The 15,909-nt window shown below is 34.4% G+C and carries 13 protein-coding genes and 1 tRNA gene; 3 read left to right on the top strand and 11 right to left on the bottom strand.

Translation table 11 applies throughout. From position 1 onward, the window contains the following. Window positions 1–41 precede the first annotated feature (41 nt). The 10 genes from ACYQ3P_RS02790 to yedF form a co-directional block, all read right to left on the bottom strand. The gene (locus ACYQ3P_RS02790; protein WP_460176433.1) at window positions 42–1,316 is read right to left on the bottom strand and encodes a sigma-54-dependent transcriptional regulator; all 1,275 of its coding nucleotides are present in this window, start codon (window positions 1,314–1,316) and stop codon (window positions 42–44) included. Next, the gene (locus tag ACYQ3P_RS02785; RefSeq protein WP_460176432.1) at window positions 1,313–2,401 is read right to left on the bottom strand and encodes a two-component system sensor histidine kinase NtrB; all 1,089 of its coding nucleotides are present in this window, start codon (window positions 2,399–2,401) and stop codon (window positions 1,313–1,315) included. Before ACYQ3P_RS02785 ends, ACYQ3P_RS02790 begins: the two co-directional genes overlap by 4 nt. Continuing rightward, entirely contained in the window at window positions 2,398–3,912 is a 1,515-nt protein-coding gene (locus tag ACYQ3P_RS02780; RefSeq protein WP_460176431.1) for a tetratricopeptide repeat protein, read from the bottom strand. The genes ACYQ3P_RS02785 and ACYQ3P_RS02780 overlap by 4 nt, the downstream gene beginning before the upstream one ends. An 88-nt stretch (window positions 3,913–4,000) precedes the next feature. Beyond that, entirely contained in the window at window positions 4,001–4,993 is a 993-nt protein-coding gene (locus ACYQ3P_RS02775) for a sigma-54 interaction domain-containing protein (protein WP_460176430.1), read from the bottom strand. Window positions 4,994–5,043: 50 nt separating this feature from the next. Beyond that, window positions 5,044–5,127, bottom strand: a tRNA-Leu gene (locus ACYQ3P_RS02770). A gap of 166 nt (window positions 5,128–5,293) precedes the next feature. Beyond that, entirely contained in the window at window positions 5,294–6,517 is a 1,224-nt protein-coding gene (locus tag ACYQ3P_RS02765) for a S41 family peptidase (RefSeq protein WP_460178036.1), read from the bottom strand. 65 nt (window positions 6,518–6,582) lie between these two features. Then, window positions 6,583–7,689 carry a murein hydrolase activator EnvC family protein gene (locus ACYQ3P_RS02760; RefSeq protein WP_460176429.1) on the bottom strand — a complete coding sequence of 369 codons (1,107 nt, stop codon included), beginning with the start codon at window positions 7,687–7,689 and terminating at the stop codon, window positions 6,583–6,585. Window positions 7,690–7,760: 71 nt separating this feature from the next. Then, entirely contained in the window at window positions 7,761–8,624 is an 864-nt protein-coding gene (locus ACYQ3P_RS02755) for a cell division protein FtsX (RefSeq protein ID WP_460176428.1), read from the bottom strand. Then, on the bottom strand, window positions 8,621–9,265 hold the full coding sequence (gene ftsE, locus ACYQ3P_RS02750; RefSeq protein WP_460176427.1) for a cell division ATP-binding protein FtsE: 645 nt from the start codon (window positions 9,263–9,265) through the stop codon (window positions 8,621–8,623). Before ftsE ends, ACYQ3P_RS02755 begins: the two co-directional genes overlap by 4 nt. Window positions 9,266–9,312: 47 nt before the next feature. After that, complete coding sequence (yedF, locus tag ACYQ3P_RS02745; RefSeq protein WP_460176426.1) at window positions 9,313–9,897, bottom strand: sulfurtransferase-like selenium metabolism protein YedF; 585 nt, start codon at window positions 9,895–9,897, stop codon at window positions 9,313–9,315. Window positions 9,898–10,716: 819 nt separating this feature from the next. Between yedF and glgC the strand changes: the two genes are divergently transcribed. The 3 genes from glgC to ACYQ3P_RS02730 are packed head-to-tail and all read left to right on the top strand — an operon-like array spanning window position 10,717 to window position 14,744. Continuing rightward, the gene (glgC, locus tag ACYQ3P_RS02740; RefSeq protein ID WP_460176425.1) at window positions 10,717–11,958 is read left to right on the top strand and encodes a glucose-1-phosphate adenylyltransferase; all 1,242 of its coding nucleotides are present in this window, start codon (window positions 10,717–10,719) and stop codon (window positions 11,956–11,958) included. Next, window positions 11,951–14,119 (top strand): sensor histidine kinase, encoded by a 2,169-nt coding sequence (locus ACYQ3P_RS02735; protein ID WP_460176424.1) that lies wholly within the window; start codon window positions 11,951–11,953, stop codon window positions 14,117–14,119. Before glgC ends, ACYQ3P_RS02735 begins: the two co-directional genes overlap by 8 nt. Further along, window positions 14,103–14,744 carry a response regulator gene (locus tag ACYQ3P_RS02730; protein ID WP_460176423.1) on the top strand — a complete coding sequence of 214 codons (642 nt, stop codon included), beginning with the start codon at window positions 14,103–14,105 and terminating at the stop codon, window positions 14,742–14,744. The genes ACYQ3P_RS02735 and ACYQ3P_RS02730 overlap by 17 nt, the downstream gene beginning before the upstream one ends. Here the strand turns inward: ACYQ3P_RS02730 and ACYQ3P_RS02725 are convergent. Continuing rightward, window positions 14,722–15,870 carry an MFS transporter gene (locus tag ACYQ3P_RS02725; protein WP_460176422.1) on the bottom strand — a complete coding sequence of 383 codons (1,149 nt, stop codon included), beginning with the start codon at window positions 15,868–15,870 and terminating at the stop codon, window positions 14,722–14,724. The two genes, ACYQ3P_RS02730 and ACYQ3P_RS02725, sit on opposite strands and share 23 nt — an antisense overlap. Between the last annotated feature and the right edge of the window lie 39 nt (window positions 15,871–15,909).

Genomic DNA, 15,909 nt, shown 5'->3' with positions numbered 1-15,909 from the left:
GTTAAATATCGCTAAAAATTTTTTAAGCAAATATTATGCCATTACAAATCCTTAAGTCCATACTCTTTTATTTTGTTGCGCAGAGTCCTTACACTTATTCCTAAAATTTTTGCTGCCTTTGTGCGATTGCCTTCGGTTTTTTTGAGTGCATCAATAATCATCTCTTTTTCAGCATCCTTTAAGCTTCCTGTCTTTAAGGATTTATCCATATCTGGCTCAAAGGCAGGTTCTTCAAGAGGCTTTAGAACTCCATCTGGACTTAAAACTGCAAGCCTGTAAATAAAGTTTTCAAGTTCCCTTACATTTCCATGCCAAGGTCTTTGAATAAGATATTTTTTCATCTCACTGCTTAGTGTAAATTTTTTTGACATTTTGTTGGAAAGTCTTTTTAGGAAAAATTCTGCCAATGGAATGATATCATCTGTTCTTTCTCTTAAAGGTGGAATTCTAATTGGAAAAACATTTATTCTGTAAAACAAATCTTCCCTGAAATTGCCTTTTTTTACCTCCTCTGCAAGGTCTCTGTTTGTGGTAGCAATAATTCTCACATCAACCTTAATCGGTTTAGTTCCGCCTACTCTGTCAACTTCCTTTTCTTGAATAACCCTAAGTAGCTTTGCCTGAAGTCTATAAGCCATTTCACTTATTTCATCAAGCAGTATTGTGCCCTTGTCAGCTAATTCAAATTTTCCCGGCTTTCTTTCTGTCGCACCTGTGAATGCTCCTTTTTCATATCCAAAAAGCTCTGCCTCAAGAAGTGTCTCTGTTATGGCTGCGCAGTTAATTGCGACAAATGAATGATTTGCTCTGTTGCTGTGTTTATGTATATATCTTGCAATTACCTCTTTTCCAACACCACTTTCTCCAGTTAGTAAGACCGTTATGTCTGTCTTTGCTATTTCCTTTGAAATTTCAAGAAGCCTTCTCATCTGTTGGGATTCGGCAACAATCTCTTCCTCATCAGGAATTAGTCTGGAAACAATAGATTTAAGGCTGTCCATTGAAAAAGGTTTCATTAAATAATCAACCGCACCAAGTTTCATTGCCTGCACTGCATCCTGAACATTTCCATATCCTGTAATAACTATAACAGGCGTAAAGATTCCTTTTTTCCTTATCTCTGCAAGAAATTGTAGTCCATCCATTTTAGGCATTTTTACATCGGTAATGATGAGAGAAAAATCAGCAATATTAACATCTGAAAGCACCTGAGTAGGGTCTCTAAAATATTGGGCATTGAAACCAAAACGAGCCATTGCATCCTTTAAAGCAAAGCCCATATCAGGTTCGTCATCTATTATTAAAACTGACCTCATTCTACTGGAAAGTATAATACAAATTCTGTGCCTTCTTTGGGTTTACTTTTTACTTCAATTTTTCCACCGTGAACAGAAACTATGCTATTCGTAATACTTAAGCCAAGTCCTGTGCCTCTGTCCTTTGTTGAAAAGAACGGATCAAATATTTTATCAATGATTTCACTGTCAATTCCTTGACCACTGTCAATAACAGAAATTTTGACAAATTTATTTTCTTCCTTCGCATTTATCTGCAAAACTCCACCATCTGGCATTGCCTGATAAGCATTCATTATAAGATTTATCAGAGCCTGCCTTAGTAAAGAGGGATCAAGCTTGACAGTAATTTTTTTTTGAATTTTGCATTTAAATTCAATTCCTACTCTGTTAAATACTTCATAAAACTCTTTTACAAAATCTGATAAAAAATCGTTTAAACATACCTCTGTCTTTTTGGGAACAATACCCCTTGTGAATCCAAGCATATTTTCAAGAGTGTTTCTGAGCATTTTCACTGAATTTGAAATTCTTCTTGCATAGTCACCATGCAGGGTGTCTTTCAAGTCTTCAGATATCATATTTGCATAAAGTTCAATGCTACCAAGAGGATTTCGTATTTCATGGGCGATTTTCATAACAAGGGAGCCCATTGCACTAAGCCTTCTGTTTCTTTCATTTTCTGCCTCAAGTTCCCTTATTCGTGTTATATCCTTACAGATAAAGACTTTGCCAATTCTGTTTCCATCTGAATCAAAAACTTCGGAAGATGAAACTATTGAGTAAAATGGAGGAGCATCCTTTGGAATCACCCTGTCATTTTCAATTGTAATAGGAAGTTCTTTCTGCCCAATTATTTCCTCTGCCTTAACATTAAATAGGGTTTCTCCAGCTTTGTTGATAAGCCTTATAATTCCCTCGCTGTCAAAAAAAACAACAGCAATGTCAATACTATCAATTATACTGCTAAGAAGTCTTTTTTTCTGCTCAACCTCTTCTGTGAGAAGTTTTATCTTGTTTTCTAAAACATTGTAGTATTTAATAAGTGCATCAGAGGCTGAGGTTATTTTGAGAATTGCTTCATTAAAAAGTTCTTCGTGCTTCATAACTTTTCCAGAAGAGCCTTTGCTGCTTCTTTAAATTGGCTGTTGGACTCAGCAACTTTTTCAAGATACTTCTTGTCCTTTGTGATTTTTCCATACTGATAATAAACCCACATCAATGTCTCAGTATCCTTTACTCCAGCATCTATTGCTTTTTTGTAGTAGTCAGCAGCCTCTCTATTTTTGTTGGAAAGATATAGATAATCTGCGGTTTTGACCATAGCTTCAGCATTTCCAAGTTGAGCTGCTCTGCTCCAGTAGACAAAAGCCTTCTTTTTGTCGCCGTATGAATACTCAAGGTCTCCAAGTTTGGCAATGATTTCTGCATCCTTAATGTTTTTTTCATTTTTTCTTAAATATTGTAAAGCTGATTGTTTGTTACCTTCCTTTTCAAGAGCCACTGCATAAAGGATTGCTGCTTCTTGGTTTTTATCTATCATGGGTTCAAGTAATTTTTTTGCTTCTCCGACTTTATTTTCCTTAAGCAAAATTTTTGCAAGAGGAATGTTTGCATCAGCCCTTCTTTTGCCAGTTTGTAGTTTTCTTAATAAATTCTTAGCTTCACTAAGCTTTCCCTTTGAAATAAGAAAATTTGCAGATTCAAGCAATAGGGAAGATTCAGGGGGTAGATAAAAATAAGACTTTAGAATATAATCCTCTGCTTTTTCAGGATTCTCATCCATAAGCCTTTTTAAAAATTCTTCAATTTTTTCTTGTTTAAATTTTTTGTCCCTTAGTCCTATGAGCATTCTCAATGCCTCATCATAATTTTTCTGGCTAAAATAAACATTGTAAAGTTTTATCTTAAACTCATCATTTGGGATATAAAAATATAACTCCCTACCAACTTTTGCTGCTTCTTCAAATCTGCCTTGCTGAAAATATAAATCAAAAAGCAGGTTTTTAGCTTTAATAATATCTAAATTTTTCTTTGCCCTTTCAATGAATTTTTTCAATGTAGTTTCAGCTTCTTGATACTTACCAGCCTTAATTAAAATTTCGGCTTTATCAATATCATAGTCAGGCTTTTTTAAGGCATAATTTTTTTCAAACTCCTTCAGAGCCTCAACAGGCTTTCCTGAAGCTGTAAGATACTTTACTTTTAACAGGGCAATATCTGGTTCATAAAAGTCTTTTTTATCAAGCTTGTTTAATACTTGTTCAACAAATTTTAAATCACCCTTGTGAAACGCAATCCAAGCTTTGCCTACCATTGCCTGTTTTTCAAAAGGCGAAAGCACTTTGTTTAAAAAGCTCTCAGCATCTTTGATTTTTCCAAGTTTTAGCATTACAAGTCCCATATAGAGATTTCCTTCATTTACATGGGGAGAGTCTTTAAAATCCCTTAAAAGTCTCTTTAAATAAATGGAAGCTTCTGGATAATTTCCCAGAAAGTATTCAGCTTTGCCAAGTCCAATTAACGCATCTGGAGCTAATTTAGGGTCTTCTATGTACTTTATGTAAATTTCCTTTGCCTTGAGGTAATTTTTTGTTTTTAAATAAGTGTCTGCCATTTTTAATGGTTCTTCAGAATTAACCTGAAAGCCAATAAAGAGAAATATTAATAAAAACAAAAAAAAGAGCGCTTTTTTGAAAGAGGGGCTATCCATTTTTAGCTTCATTGTCTTTTATGCCGAGCCTTTTCATTTTTTCTATAAGAGTTGTTCTGTTGATATTTAAATACTTTGCTGCCCGGCTTTTAATCCAATCATTAAGATTTAATGCATGTAGTATGAGCTTTTTTTCGTATTCCTTAATCATTTCATTGAGGTCTATTCCTGAGCTAAATGGATTAAGTTCTTCTGGAATAAGGTCCCGATCAAATTTATTTTCAGAGTATTTTATTTTTTCAGGTAAGTCCTCAACCGAAAATTTACCACCCTCATTTAAAACATAAAGCCTTTCAATCAAGTTCTCAAGTTCCCTGACATTTCCCGGCCAATGATAATTCAAAAATTTTTCAATAACCTGTGCACTGAGCTCTATTTTGTAACCAAAGCTTGATGCATATTTGTTGATAAAAAAATCGCAAAGAATGGGAATATCGTCTTTCCTTTCCCTTAGTGGAGGAATGAGTATAGGAACAACATTAAGTCTCCAGTAAAGGTCTTCCCGAAATCTTCCCTCCTTTACTTCTTGCTCAAGATTTTTATTTGTCGCAGCAAGAATTCTGACATTTACTTTGATAGGCTTTATGCCACCAATTCTTTCAAATGTTTTCTCTTGAATAACACGCAAAATTTTAACCTGAAGATGAAGAGGCATATCACCAATTTCATCAAGGAATATTGTGCCCTCATTGGCAAGTTCAAATCTACCGGGACGGGAATACGCAGCGCCAGTAAATGCACCCTTTTCATGACCAAATAGTTCAGATTCTAATAACTCTGAAGGAATAGCAGCGCAGTTGACAGGAATGAAAGGTTTGTTATTTCGTGGACTTTTTTCATGAATCAGCCTTGCAACTAATTCCTTTCCTGTGCCTGATTCTCCTGTTATAAGAACAGTGCTGTTTACTTTGGCAACTTTATCAATTAGAGCAAGAATTTTTTTTATGGCAGATGAATTTCCAACAATGATTGTTTGATTTAACATGTCAATAATATGACATAAACAATAATAAAATTTCAACAATTAATAATTAATGCCGAAGGCGGGATTCGAACCCGCACGGCGTTGCCACCACCAGATCCTGAATCTGGCGCGTCTGCCAATTCCGCCACTTCGGCATCTTCTTTTATTTTAAAATAAATTGCGAGATTTTCAAGTGTCATTGCGAGCGTAGCGAAGCAATCTCGCATTTTTATTAGATTGCATGCCTCACCGAGGGTGAGACGTGCAATAATAGTTTAATAAACTTTTTGTATAAGATCGCTAAATTTAGATTTAAAATATTTAAGCAGCTTTTTTAAGCTTTTCAATTATTTTCCAGCTTTTTAAAATCTCTATTGCTCTCTGAAGTTGATTATCTTCTTTTTCATCAACTTCCACAGGAACCTTTTCAGTTGGTTCAACTTTTTCGCCTTTTTTATGCTCTTCTAAATCTTTTTCTCTTATAACGGGGACTTCTTTGCCATTTTTAGAAACAAGTTTTACCTCTATGTCAGGCATTATTCCAACTGCGTGTATGCTTCTACCCTTTGGTGTATAATATTTTGCAGTGGTAAGCTTTAGGGCAGAACCATCGCTTAAAGGTATAAGGCTCTGAACTGAGCCTTTACCAAAGGTCTGAACACCTAACACTAATGCCCTTTCCCAATCTTGTAAAGCTCCAGCAACAATTTCAGAAGCAGAGGCAGAGCCCTGATTTACAAGAACAATCATTGGAATATCAGTATAAGCTGGTCTTATGTTTTCTGTGTAATATTCCATTTTTTCTCCTGATTTTCCCTTTATAAATACAACAAGATGTTTTTGAGGTAAAAACTGTTCAGCTACATCAACTGCACTTTGCAACAGTCCACCCGGGTTATTTCTTAAATCAAGAATCAAGCTTTTCATGCCTGATTGTTTAAGCTCCTTTAGAGCATTTGCCAAATCTTCTGCTGTTTTTTCTTGAAATTGAGTAAGCTTAATGTATCCAATTTCTTTATCAATCATTTTGTATTTGACACTCTTAATCTTAATGATATCTCTTATGATTGTAATATCTTTACTGTCCTTCCATCCTTCTCTCATAATTGTAAGAGTTACAGGTTTGCCTTTTGGTCCTCTCATTTTCTTTACAGCTTCATTGATATTCATATCCTTTGTTGACTGTCCATCAATTTTCAGAATTTTATCTCCTGCTTTAATTCCTGCTCTCCATGCAGGAGTATCCTCAATTGGAGCAATTACCGTCAGTGCATTATCTTTAATTCCTATTTGAATGCCTATTCCACCAAATTCTCCTTTTGTTTCAGTTTGAAATTCCTTATAATCCTCTGGACTGAGATAAGCAGAATGGGGGTCAAGGGAATTAATCATACCTTTTATAGCAGATTGTATTAAATCCTTTGCCTTGACATCATCCACATAATGTTTTTTGATGGTTGTAAAAACTTCGGTAAATGTTCTTAAATCTTCATAAACAGAGCCAGTATTTTGTGCTGCTGACCATCTTCCTATAACTACACCCATAAAGGCAATGATTAAAATTATTGAAAAAACTTTAAGCCTTGACCTCACTTCTATATCCTCCTATTTTATTTTCTTAACCACTCCTCTGGATTAAGTGGTTTTCCTCTGTATCTTACTTCAAAATAAACAGCGGGAGTGTCAATTGCTGATTTTTCGCTTACTGTTCCTATAATTTGTCCCGCTTTTACAAAACTTCCCTCTTTTACTGAAAAAGAGCCTAAATTTCCATAAACTGTGTAATAACCGTCTCCATGACTTATTATAACAAGGTTTTCATAGCCTTTGAAATAATTAGCATAAACAACTTTTCCTTCTGCTGCAGATTTAACTCCTGCTCGTGGCGGAGCTTTAATATAAATTCCGCTTCTGAACATAGGAACATTGAATACAGGGTCAGTTTGTTTCCCATAATGGGCAATTACAGGACCACTAACAGGCCAAAGAAGAGTTCCCTTTCTTTTTGTAAAGCCTGTATCTGGTAAATCATCAGTTTTCCCTGTTCTTTTTTCCTTTTTCTCGGTTTCCTGTAAAAGCCTTGTAAGTCTTCTTGCATTCTCCTCAAGTTCTTTTATTTTCTTTTCATACATTGATTTTTCCTGTCTCACTTTAGCAAGAAGAACTTCTCTTTCCTTTTTCTTTATGTTTTGTTGCTGATAGGTTTTTTCTAATGTTATCTCTTCCTGTTTTAGAGAGGCTTGAAGCCTTTTTAATTGATTGTCATATGTTATAAGTTGATTTAATTCGTTTTTGTATTCCTCCATAATTGTTTTGTCAATGTTTACAATTCTTTGAATATTTCTTACAAGCCTAATAGCTTTTGTAAGTTCATTTTCCATTAATACCATCAAAAGTGGATCAGGCTGATTATGTAATCTCTGCGCACTTTTTATTCTGGCAGAGAGATAGTTTTTTCGTGTCTCAAGTTTTTCACTGTAAACTCTTATATCTTCTTCAATCTTTAAAATATTGGCTTGAATACTCTTTATCTTCGCTTTCTGCTCTTTTATCTTTGATTCAATTTCTGCAAGTTCTTTGTTGAATTTGTTAAGTTCTTGAATTACATTTTTTTCAACCTGTTCAGTCTCACGAAGTTTTTTCTTATGAGTTTCTATTTCTTTTTTTATGTTTTTAAGTTCTTCCTTAGATTGAGAGGCAAAAGAAATGGAAATCATAGAAATAGGACAAAAAATTATTGACATGATAAAAATTATTGATGCGATATATAATTTTTTTCCTAACATCTTTACTGATACTTTATTTTTCCAAGTGCAAAAAATGAAGAAAACATTCCAAACAAGACCCCTGTAATTGGTAAAAAATAAAAAATTTCATAGGGAAATACAAGCTGATTTATTGCAGGAAGAAAAGTAGAGATATTTTGAAAATGTAAAACAAAATAAACTACTAATAGAGCAATTTCTGCCCAAATAGCACCAATCAATCCAATTAATCCACCTTCAATTAAAAAAGGATATCTTATATACGAAGGTGTTGCACCTAAAAGTTTTAGTATTTCTATCTCCTCAGTTTTTTTCCAGTAAAAACTTTGAACTGTGGCATAGATTATAAACAGAACCGCTACTGAAAGTAATATAAAGGCTGTTCCTCCTAAATTCAAAACTGTTGCTCTAATTATTTTCAGTCCTGTAATTATTTTAGCTGGATAATAAATCTCTTCAACTGACTGAAATTTTTTAATTTTTTCAACAATTGAATCAATATTTTGCAAACTTTCATCTTTTATAAAAACCTCTACAGTATCTGAAAGTGGATTGTATCCAATGAGTTTTATAAGTTCAGGGTCAATGATATCCCGCATTTCTTTTAGAGCATCTTCCTTTGAAATATATCGCAAACTGGAGAAGGACTGCATTCTTTTTAATTCATTCATCAAGGAAGATACCTCCTCCTCCTTTGTATCGTTTTTCAAATAGATTACTATGGATGCCTTTGTGGATAGTTTTTTTGTAAAAATTTCAAGGTTATACAGTAACGCAAAAAAGCAAGTTATTATGAAAAAACATATGCCAATACTAATAGTTGCTACCAAAGCAGGATACTTGTTGCTCCAAAGCCCTTTAATTGCAGATTTGATATGCTCTGTCATTCTATGACTTTTCCTTCCTTTAAAGTTAAAACCCTGTAAGGACTATTTGCAAAAAGCTCGGGATTGTGCGTTGCTATTAAAACTGTGCATCCCTGTGAATTTATTCTTTTAAAAAGCCCCATAATTTCCTGCGATGTTTCAGGATCAAGGTTGCCAGTTGGTTCATCGGCAAGTATTATCTGAGGTTTTGTAATTATAGCTCTTGCTATTGCTATTCTTTGCTGTTCTCCTCCTGATAAGGTTCTTACAAGTTTATCTGCTTTGTGTCTTAAAGCGACATCTTTTAAAGCTTCTAAAACTTTTTGTTTTATATCTCTTTCTCCCAGTATTCTTAGCGGAAGTGCGATATTGTCAAAAGCTGTTAAGTCTTGTCTAAGTTTAAAATCCTGAAAAACAAAGGTAACAAATCTTCGTAAAAAAGGAATTTGTGATTGTTTAATATTTGAAAGATCAAAATCCCCCACCTTTATCTGTCCCTCATTAGCAATTTCACTTCCAAATATTAGCTTCAACAGAGTAGTTTTCCCAGCTCCAGATGGTCCTGTAATAAACGCAAGTTCGCCTTTATTAATATGAAAACTAACATTATTAAGAATTGATAGGGAGTCATAGTATTTGTAAACATTGGAAAATGTTATCATCTTAAATTTAATTATATATCAAATGCATAAAAAAAGACAGCTTAGATTTATCCAACCCATACAGTTTTTTCAAAATCAAACATTCCTTCAACAAAGTGATTTGTCGTGCCTCTGTATCCAACTTTTAAAGAATCTTCTAAATTAAAAAATTTCAGACATGTTCCACATGTAAAAATCTCTGTTCCCTTTTCTTCAAATCTTTTCAAAAGCTCAATAAATTCTTCATCTGTAGTTGTAAGCTTTACAGCTGTATTCATCAAAAAAATTGTATCTGGCATCTGATTCACTGCCAACATTGTTTCAAAAAAAGCTTTCATCAAAATTCTTCCTAATTTTTCATCCTGTCCAATAATATGAGAAGTAACTATAAGAAGTAGTTTCTTTTTTATCTCCTTTTTAGATTGCGAAATCTGACAGGTATATCCTTTAACTATTGTCACTTTCCAGTCTTTTTCCTCTTTTTTGACTTCGTAATAATAACCAAATCTTTCAGCATACCTTTTAAGATTTTCAGCAGATGATTCATTGTCAATAATAACCGTAATCGTTCCTTCCTCAGTTTTTGATAAAGCCTCTTCAGCCATGATAATAGGTTTTGGGCAACCAAGCCCTCTTGCGTCAATAATTTGCATATCAAATCCTCCTTTAAGGTTTAATAAATTTTTATCATTTTAACGTTTAATTTTGGAAATAGATTTTGTCTATAAAAAAATATTTACAATAGAAAAATTCAATAAAATTTTAGAAAGACATTGGTAACTGCAAATTCATTTCCCTGCTATTGCGACACTGCACGTTAGGATGCCGAAGAAATCCCTTCTTCGAATACAAAGGGAAAAAGACGAGATTGCTTCGTCGCTATCGCTCCTCGCAACGACGGAGAGGGAGGTCATTGCGAGCCTGCCGAGAGGCAGGCGGAGCAATCTCTCTTTTGCCTTTCACTCCCTACGCCTCACTCCTTACTTTTTACGTTTTACGTTTCACGTCTTACGTTTTACGAATATTTAGAGATTGCTTGTCGCGAAGCCTGTCGCGAGCCGAAGGCGTGGCGACCAAGCGCGATGAAGCAGAGGTGTTCACCATTCACCATCCACCATTCACCAATTAGAGACTGCTTCGCCCCATCGATGGGCTCGCAGTTACGATAGAGGGAGACTCACAGTGACAACGTGGGTAATTGCCACGCTATCGCTCGTAACAGGGGCTCGCAGTGACGAATTGTTGGATTTCTACGCTGTCGCTCTGTAGCACTGTCGCTCTCTGGCACTATGACGGCGAGATTGCTTAGCTTTGCTCGCAATGACGGAAAGAGGGACTACAATGACGAAAAGGCGGATTGCCATGCATTATCTGCGGTGAGGCTTGCAATGACAGTATAACAAGGTTTTTATAAAAAATCGCTAAATTTAGATTATAATTAAATAATCAAGATTAAACAAGAGGACAGGATTATGGCAAACTTAAAGGTATTAGCAATTGTACTTGCGGGGGGTAAAGGAGAAAGGCTTTTCCCGCTTACATCATTTCGTTCTAAGCCAGCTGTTCCTTTTGGTGCAAGATTCAGAATCGTAGATTTTGTCCTTAGCAATCTTGTTAATTCCGAAATCTATTCAATTTATCTTCTTGTGCAGTATAAGTCTCAGTCTTTAATTGAACATATCCGGCAAAATTGGTTTTTTTCCTCAGTAGGTAAAGACCATTTTGTTACAGTTGTTCCACCTCAAATGCGTATGGGACCTGAATGGTTTCAAGGCACTGCAGATGCGGTTTTTCAGAATATCGGACTAATAAAAGATAAAAAGCCTGATATAGTGCTTATCTTTGGCGCTGATCATGTCTACAGGATGGATATCAGACAGATGATAGATTTTCATCTTGAGAAAAATGCAGAAGTCACCGTTGCTGCAAGACCTGTTCCAATTGAAACCGCCTCTGCCTTTGGAGTTATAATTGCAAACTCAGACGAGAGAATCACAGGATTTCAGGAAAAGCCAAAAAATCCCATACCAATACCTGATAATCCTGATATGGCATATGTATCAATGGGAAATTATATATTTAACACCGATGTTATCATAGATGCGTTAGTCAGGGCAGAGAAGAAAAAACAACATGATTTTGGCGCCCATGTCATTCCTGATCTCGTTCAAAGAGGTTGCAGAGTTTATGCATATGATTTTGGCAAAAATGAGATCCCAGAGATTAAACCTTACGAAGAAAAGGGATATTGGAGGGATGTCGGAACTATAAAATCCTATTTTGAGGCTCATATGGACATGCTTGGAGAAAAACCTGTTTTCCAAATCTTTAATAAAATGTGGCCTATTTATCCTTCAAGATATAATATTCCTCCAACTAAAATTATTGATGGCGAAATAACCAACAGCATCATTGCTGATGGAACTACTATTTACGGTGGCAAAATAACAAATTCATTCATTGGAAGCGGAGTCATTATTGAAAAAGGAGCAGAAATAAAAGAATCTATCATATTAGACAATGTAATTATCAAGAAAAACACCAAATTAAACAGGCTGATTGTAGATAAGCAGAATGTGATATACGAAGGTGAGGAAATAGGATTTAATCCTGACAAAGACAGATTTCGCTGTCATATAGATCCCTCAGGAATTTCTATTATTCCGAGATCAGCTCGTTATAATGATTGGCTTAAAGAAATGAATAATGTTTAGAAGGCTTATCTCTTTTATTTTCATATTTATTATTTTAGTATCCGCTGTTTACGCTCAAGCAGAGGATAAAAAAAGAATCCTTATTCTTAACTCCTATCATCAGGGATTAAGCTGGACAGACAATATTGTCAAGGGAATCAAAGAATCTCTTAAGCCATTGGAAAACCAGATTGAATATTATATTGAGTATATGGATACAAAAAGGTTCTATGGAAAAGAGCACTTTGATAGAATATTTAAGCTTTTACAAAATAAATACTCAAATGTAAAGTTTGATTTAGTATTCGTATCCGACAATGACGCTTTGCTTTTCACAATAAAACATTACAAAGAATTGTTTACATATTCTCCTGTTGTTTTCTGTGGAATTAACAATTTCAGCGACTCTTTAGTAGAAAAGCATAGAAAATGGTTTACTGGCGTTGCTGAAGAAACTGATGTTGAAAAAACATTAGATATCGCCCTGAGACTTCATCCAGATACTCAGAGGGTTTATATTATCAACGATATCACCACTACAGGCTTGGCAATGAAAAAAACAATTTTAGACATTATTCCCAATTTTTCATCAAAAGTGCAGTTTATTATGATTGAAAATCCAAATATGCAAGAGTTGATACAGGAAGTTGAAAAAATTCCTTCAAGAAGTATTATTCTAATGCTTCTTGTAAACAGAGATAAAACAGGCAATTTCTTTGCCTATGAAGAGAGTCTTGAAATTATTTATCCTCACACAAAAGTTCCAATGTACAGTGTTTGGGATTTTTATCTTGGCAGAGGAATTGTTGGAGGAAAATTAACAAGTGCTTATTTACAGGGAAAGAAAGCAGGAGAACTCGGGCTTCAAATCTTGGGAGGCAAGAGCCCCTCTGAAATTCCAATTGTAAAAGAAAGCCCTAATGAGTATATGTTTGATTATAGGGAATTAAAGAGATTTAATGTTGCTCTTAATCGTATTCCAAAGGAAAGCAAAGTTATAAATCTTCCTGAGAGCTTTTTTTTAAAATATAGAAAAACATTTTTAGCCATAGTCTTTGGATTTGTTTTTCTTTCTTGCATCATAATCATACTTGTAGTTAACATCAATAAAAGAAAAAAAGTTGAGAAAGAATTAAGACTTTCAGAGGAAAAATACAGAGACCTCTATGACAGCGCTCCTGATATGTATCATTCTGTAGATAAAAATGGAAAAATCATTGAATGCAATGAGACAGAGGCAAAAATGCTTGGATACAGAAAAGAAGAAATAATTGGTAAACCTCTCATCTATTTTATGACTGAAGAGTCAAGAAAAGCACAGGAAGAATTTTTCCCTAACATAACTAAATACAGATTTGTTCAGATTGAAAGGGATTTTGTTAGAAAAGATGGTTCAGTTTTTACTGCAGCCCTCAATGTTTTTGTTGAGGTAGATGAAAAAGGCAATCTTATTAAAACAAAAACCATAGGAAGAGATATTACATATAGCAAAAAAATAGAAAAGGAACTGAGAGAGTCAAAGGAAGCCTTAAGAAAACTCTCTTTGTATCTACAAAATGTAAGAGAAAATGAAAGAAAAGAAATTGCTAAAGAAATCCATGACGAACTTGGACAGTCTCTTACTGCCCTAAAACTTTCTCTTTCGTGGATGAAAAAAAGAGTTGAAAACCAAGTTTTGCAAGAGAGGTTTGATGAAAGCATAAGCATTGTAAATGCGCTAATTAAAGAAGTCCAAAATATTTCAAACAGACTTCGCCCTTCCTTGATTGACCATTTAAATTTTCAGGATGCCATAAAATGGCAAACAAAAGAATTTGAAAAAAATACTTCCATAAACTGCATACTTGAAATACAGGAGGATAGCATTAATTTATCCAAAGAAAAATCTTTGGTGCTCTTTAGAATATTTCAAGAAGCATTAACAAACATTGCAAGACATGCTAATGCTACAGAGGTATATGTTAAAATGTTTAGAACAAATGAGAGTTTAATTTTTAAAGTTAAAGACAACGGAATCGGAATTACTGAGGAAAAAATTCAAAGCCCTGATTCATTTGGTTTGATGGCTATGAGAGAAAGAGCCTATTCAATAAATGCAACCTTTGACATTCGCAGGGCAAAGGAGGGAGGAACAGAGGTAATTATTTGTGTTCCTTTGAGCGAAGATGGGAAAAAAGCTTAAAGTCTTAATTGTTGATGACCATACTCTTTTTAGAAAAGGATTAAGAGAAATACTTTTGGATACACTATACATTGAAGAATGTAAGGAAGCTAAAAGTGGCAAAGAAGCATTAGAGATTCTTAAAAACGAGAGTTTTGATCTAATTTTTCTTGACATAGCAATGCCTGACATAAATGGCATAGAAACTTTAATAAAAATAAAGAAAAATTATCCAGAGGCAAAAGTAGTCATGCTTAGCATGTATCCTGAAGAGCAATATGCCATAAGAACACTGAAATACGGAGCTTCTGGATATCTTACTAAATCCGCAGACCCAGATGAGCTTTTAAGGGCAATTGAAAAAGTAATACAAGGTGATAAGTATATTCCAGTAGCTCTTTCAGAAAAAATAATTCGTCAAATTGACAAAACTCAGCATGTTTTTCCCCATGAAACCCTTTCTGACAGAGAGTTTCAGGTATTCCTTATGATAGCTCGTGGTAAAAGCCTTGTAGAAATTTCAAAGGAGCTTTCAATAAGCATAAAAACCGTAAGCACTTACAGAGCAAGGATTCTTGAAAAACTTAATCTTCAAAACAACGCTGAAATTATAAATTATGCGATTAAGCACGGTTTGATAGTCTAAATGCAGAAATAAAGCCTATTGCAATCAAAAGCAACAGTGTGACGATAAACCCAGCCCACCCAAAATTTTTATAAACAATTCCCGGCACATATGAGCCAATTACTCCTCCAGAATAGTAAATAGCTATGTAAGCCCCGTTGACGAGATTTTTCTGAGTTGTTGCAAGTTTATTTAGATATCCTGAGGCTACAGAATGAACAAGAAACATTCCTGAACAAAACCCAAACATAACAATAAAAATAACAGTCAAGCTCGGAATGCTGAACATCAGAAGAAAGATTGCATATACAAAAAGTCCATATATCAAGGCTTTTCTCTCACTCCCGAGAATTTTTATAATCTTCGTAGCTATGAAGGAAATGGCTATTCCAGTTATATAACCAGAATAAATCAAACCAATCGTTAATTCACTACTTTCAGGAAATAAACTTTTTATCCTAAAAGGGAGGTAGTTCGTAATTCCTGTAAAAACAAAGAAAAGGCAAAATATCATAATGTATATCTTTCTGTTTATCACATCTAAAAGAATAGCTTTCAGTTTTTTCAATGGCAAGCAAGTTTCTTCAGTTTTTGGAATCTTAACATCGTCAAGGAAGTAATAAACCACAGGAAGAACAATTAAGAGGCTAACAGCCATAATCTGGAAACATGCTTGCCATCCTAAAAAAGTAGCTACAGTGCTTCCAATAACTCTACCAAGTAATCCTCCTATAGTTGTAAAGGCAATGTAGTAGGACATATAAAACTGTATCTTTTCTGGCTTAGCTGTAAGCGAAATATATGTTGTGTTGGATGTGAGGATGATGGATATTAAAAAGCCCTCAATGAATCTTAAAAAAATTACCAATTGAACTATTTGGCTAAAAGATATTGTTAAAACTGAAATAGAATGAATAAGGGCAGAGAAAAAAATCATTTTTTTAGGCGAGAAAAAGTTCAAAATAAAACCCGAAACAATGGGAATTATTGTAAGAGGAACAAATGTTGCACTCATGATAAGAGATATAGTATCCATCTCAACCCTAAAAACATTACTTAAAAGCGGAAGAAGAGGCTGAGGCATATGTAGTGCCGAAATCGTAAGAACAGTTGCGTATATAATAGCAAGAAAACTCTTCAGTGGCATGAGATAAAGTATTACTTCTCTGCAAACCTTATGTCAAGT

The organism is Thermodesulfovibrio hydrogeniphilus (genome assembly GCF_054657355.1).
The sequence above is the reverse complement of the archived record's forward strand: the minus strand, read 5'-3'. Positions and strand labels throughout refer to the sequence as shown.

Excerpts from the sequence above, each read along its gene's own strand:
- ACYQ3P_RS02775 (WP_460176430.1), bottom strand. The coding sequence starts at position 4,993 with ATGTTAAATCAAACAATCATTGTTGGAAATTCATCTGCCATAAAAAAA.
- ACYQ3P_RS02780 (WP_460176431.1), bottom strand. The coding sequence starts at position 3,912 with ATGGCAGACACTTATTTAAAAACAAAAAATTACCTCAAGGCAAAGGAA.
- ftsE (WP_460176427.1), bottom strand. The coding sequence starts at position 9,265 with ATGATAACATTTTCCAATGTTTACAAATACTATGACTCCCTATCAATT.
- ACYQ3P_RS02730 (WP_460176423.1), top strand. The coding sequence starts at position 14,103 with ATGGGAAAAAAGCTTAAAGTCTTAATTGTTGATGACCATACTCTTTTT.
- yedF (WP_460176426.1), bottom strand. The coding sequence starts at position 9,897 with ATGCAAATTATTGACGCAAGAGGGCTTGGTTGCCCAAAACCTATTATC.
- ACYQ3P_RS02735 (WP_460176424.1), top strand. The coding sequence starts at position 11,951 with ATGTTTAGAAGGCTTATCTCTTTTATTTTCATATTTATTATTTTAGTA.
- ACYQ3P_RS02755 (WP_460176428.1), bottom strand. The coding sequence starts at position 8,624 with ATGACAGAGCATATCAAATCTGCAATTAAAGGGCTTTGGAGCAACAAG.
- ACYQ3P_RS02760 (WP_460176429.1), bottom strand. The coding sequence starts at position 7,689 with ATGATTTCCATTTCTTTTGCCTCTCAATCTAAGGAAGAACTTAAAAAC.
- ACYQ3P_RS02785 (WP_460176432.1), bottom strand. The coding sequence starts at position 2,401 with ATGAAGCACGAAGAACTTTTTAATGAAGCAATTCTCAAAATAACCTCA.
- ACYQ3P_RS02765 (WP_460178036.1), bottom strand. The coding sequence starts at position 6,517 with ATGGGTGTAGTTATAGGAAGATGGTCAGCAGCACAAAATACTGGCTCT.
- glgC (WP_460176425.1), top strand. The coding sequence starts at position 10,717 with ATGGCAAACTTAAAGGTATTAGCAATTGTACTTGCGGGGGGTAAAGGA.
- ACYQ3P_RS02790 (WP_460176433.1), bottom strand. The coding sequence starts at position 1,316 with ATGAGGTCAGTTTTAATAATAGATGACGAACCTGATATGGGCTTTGCT.
- ACYQ3P_RS02725 (WP_460176422.1), bottom strand. The coding sequence starts at position 15,870 with ATGCCACTGAAGAGTTTTCTTGCTATTATATACGCAACTGTTCTTACG.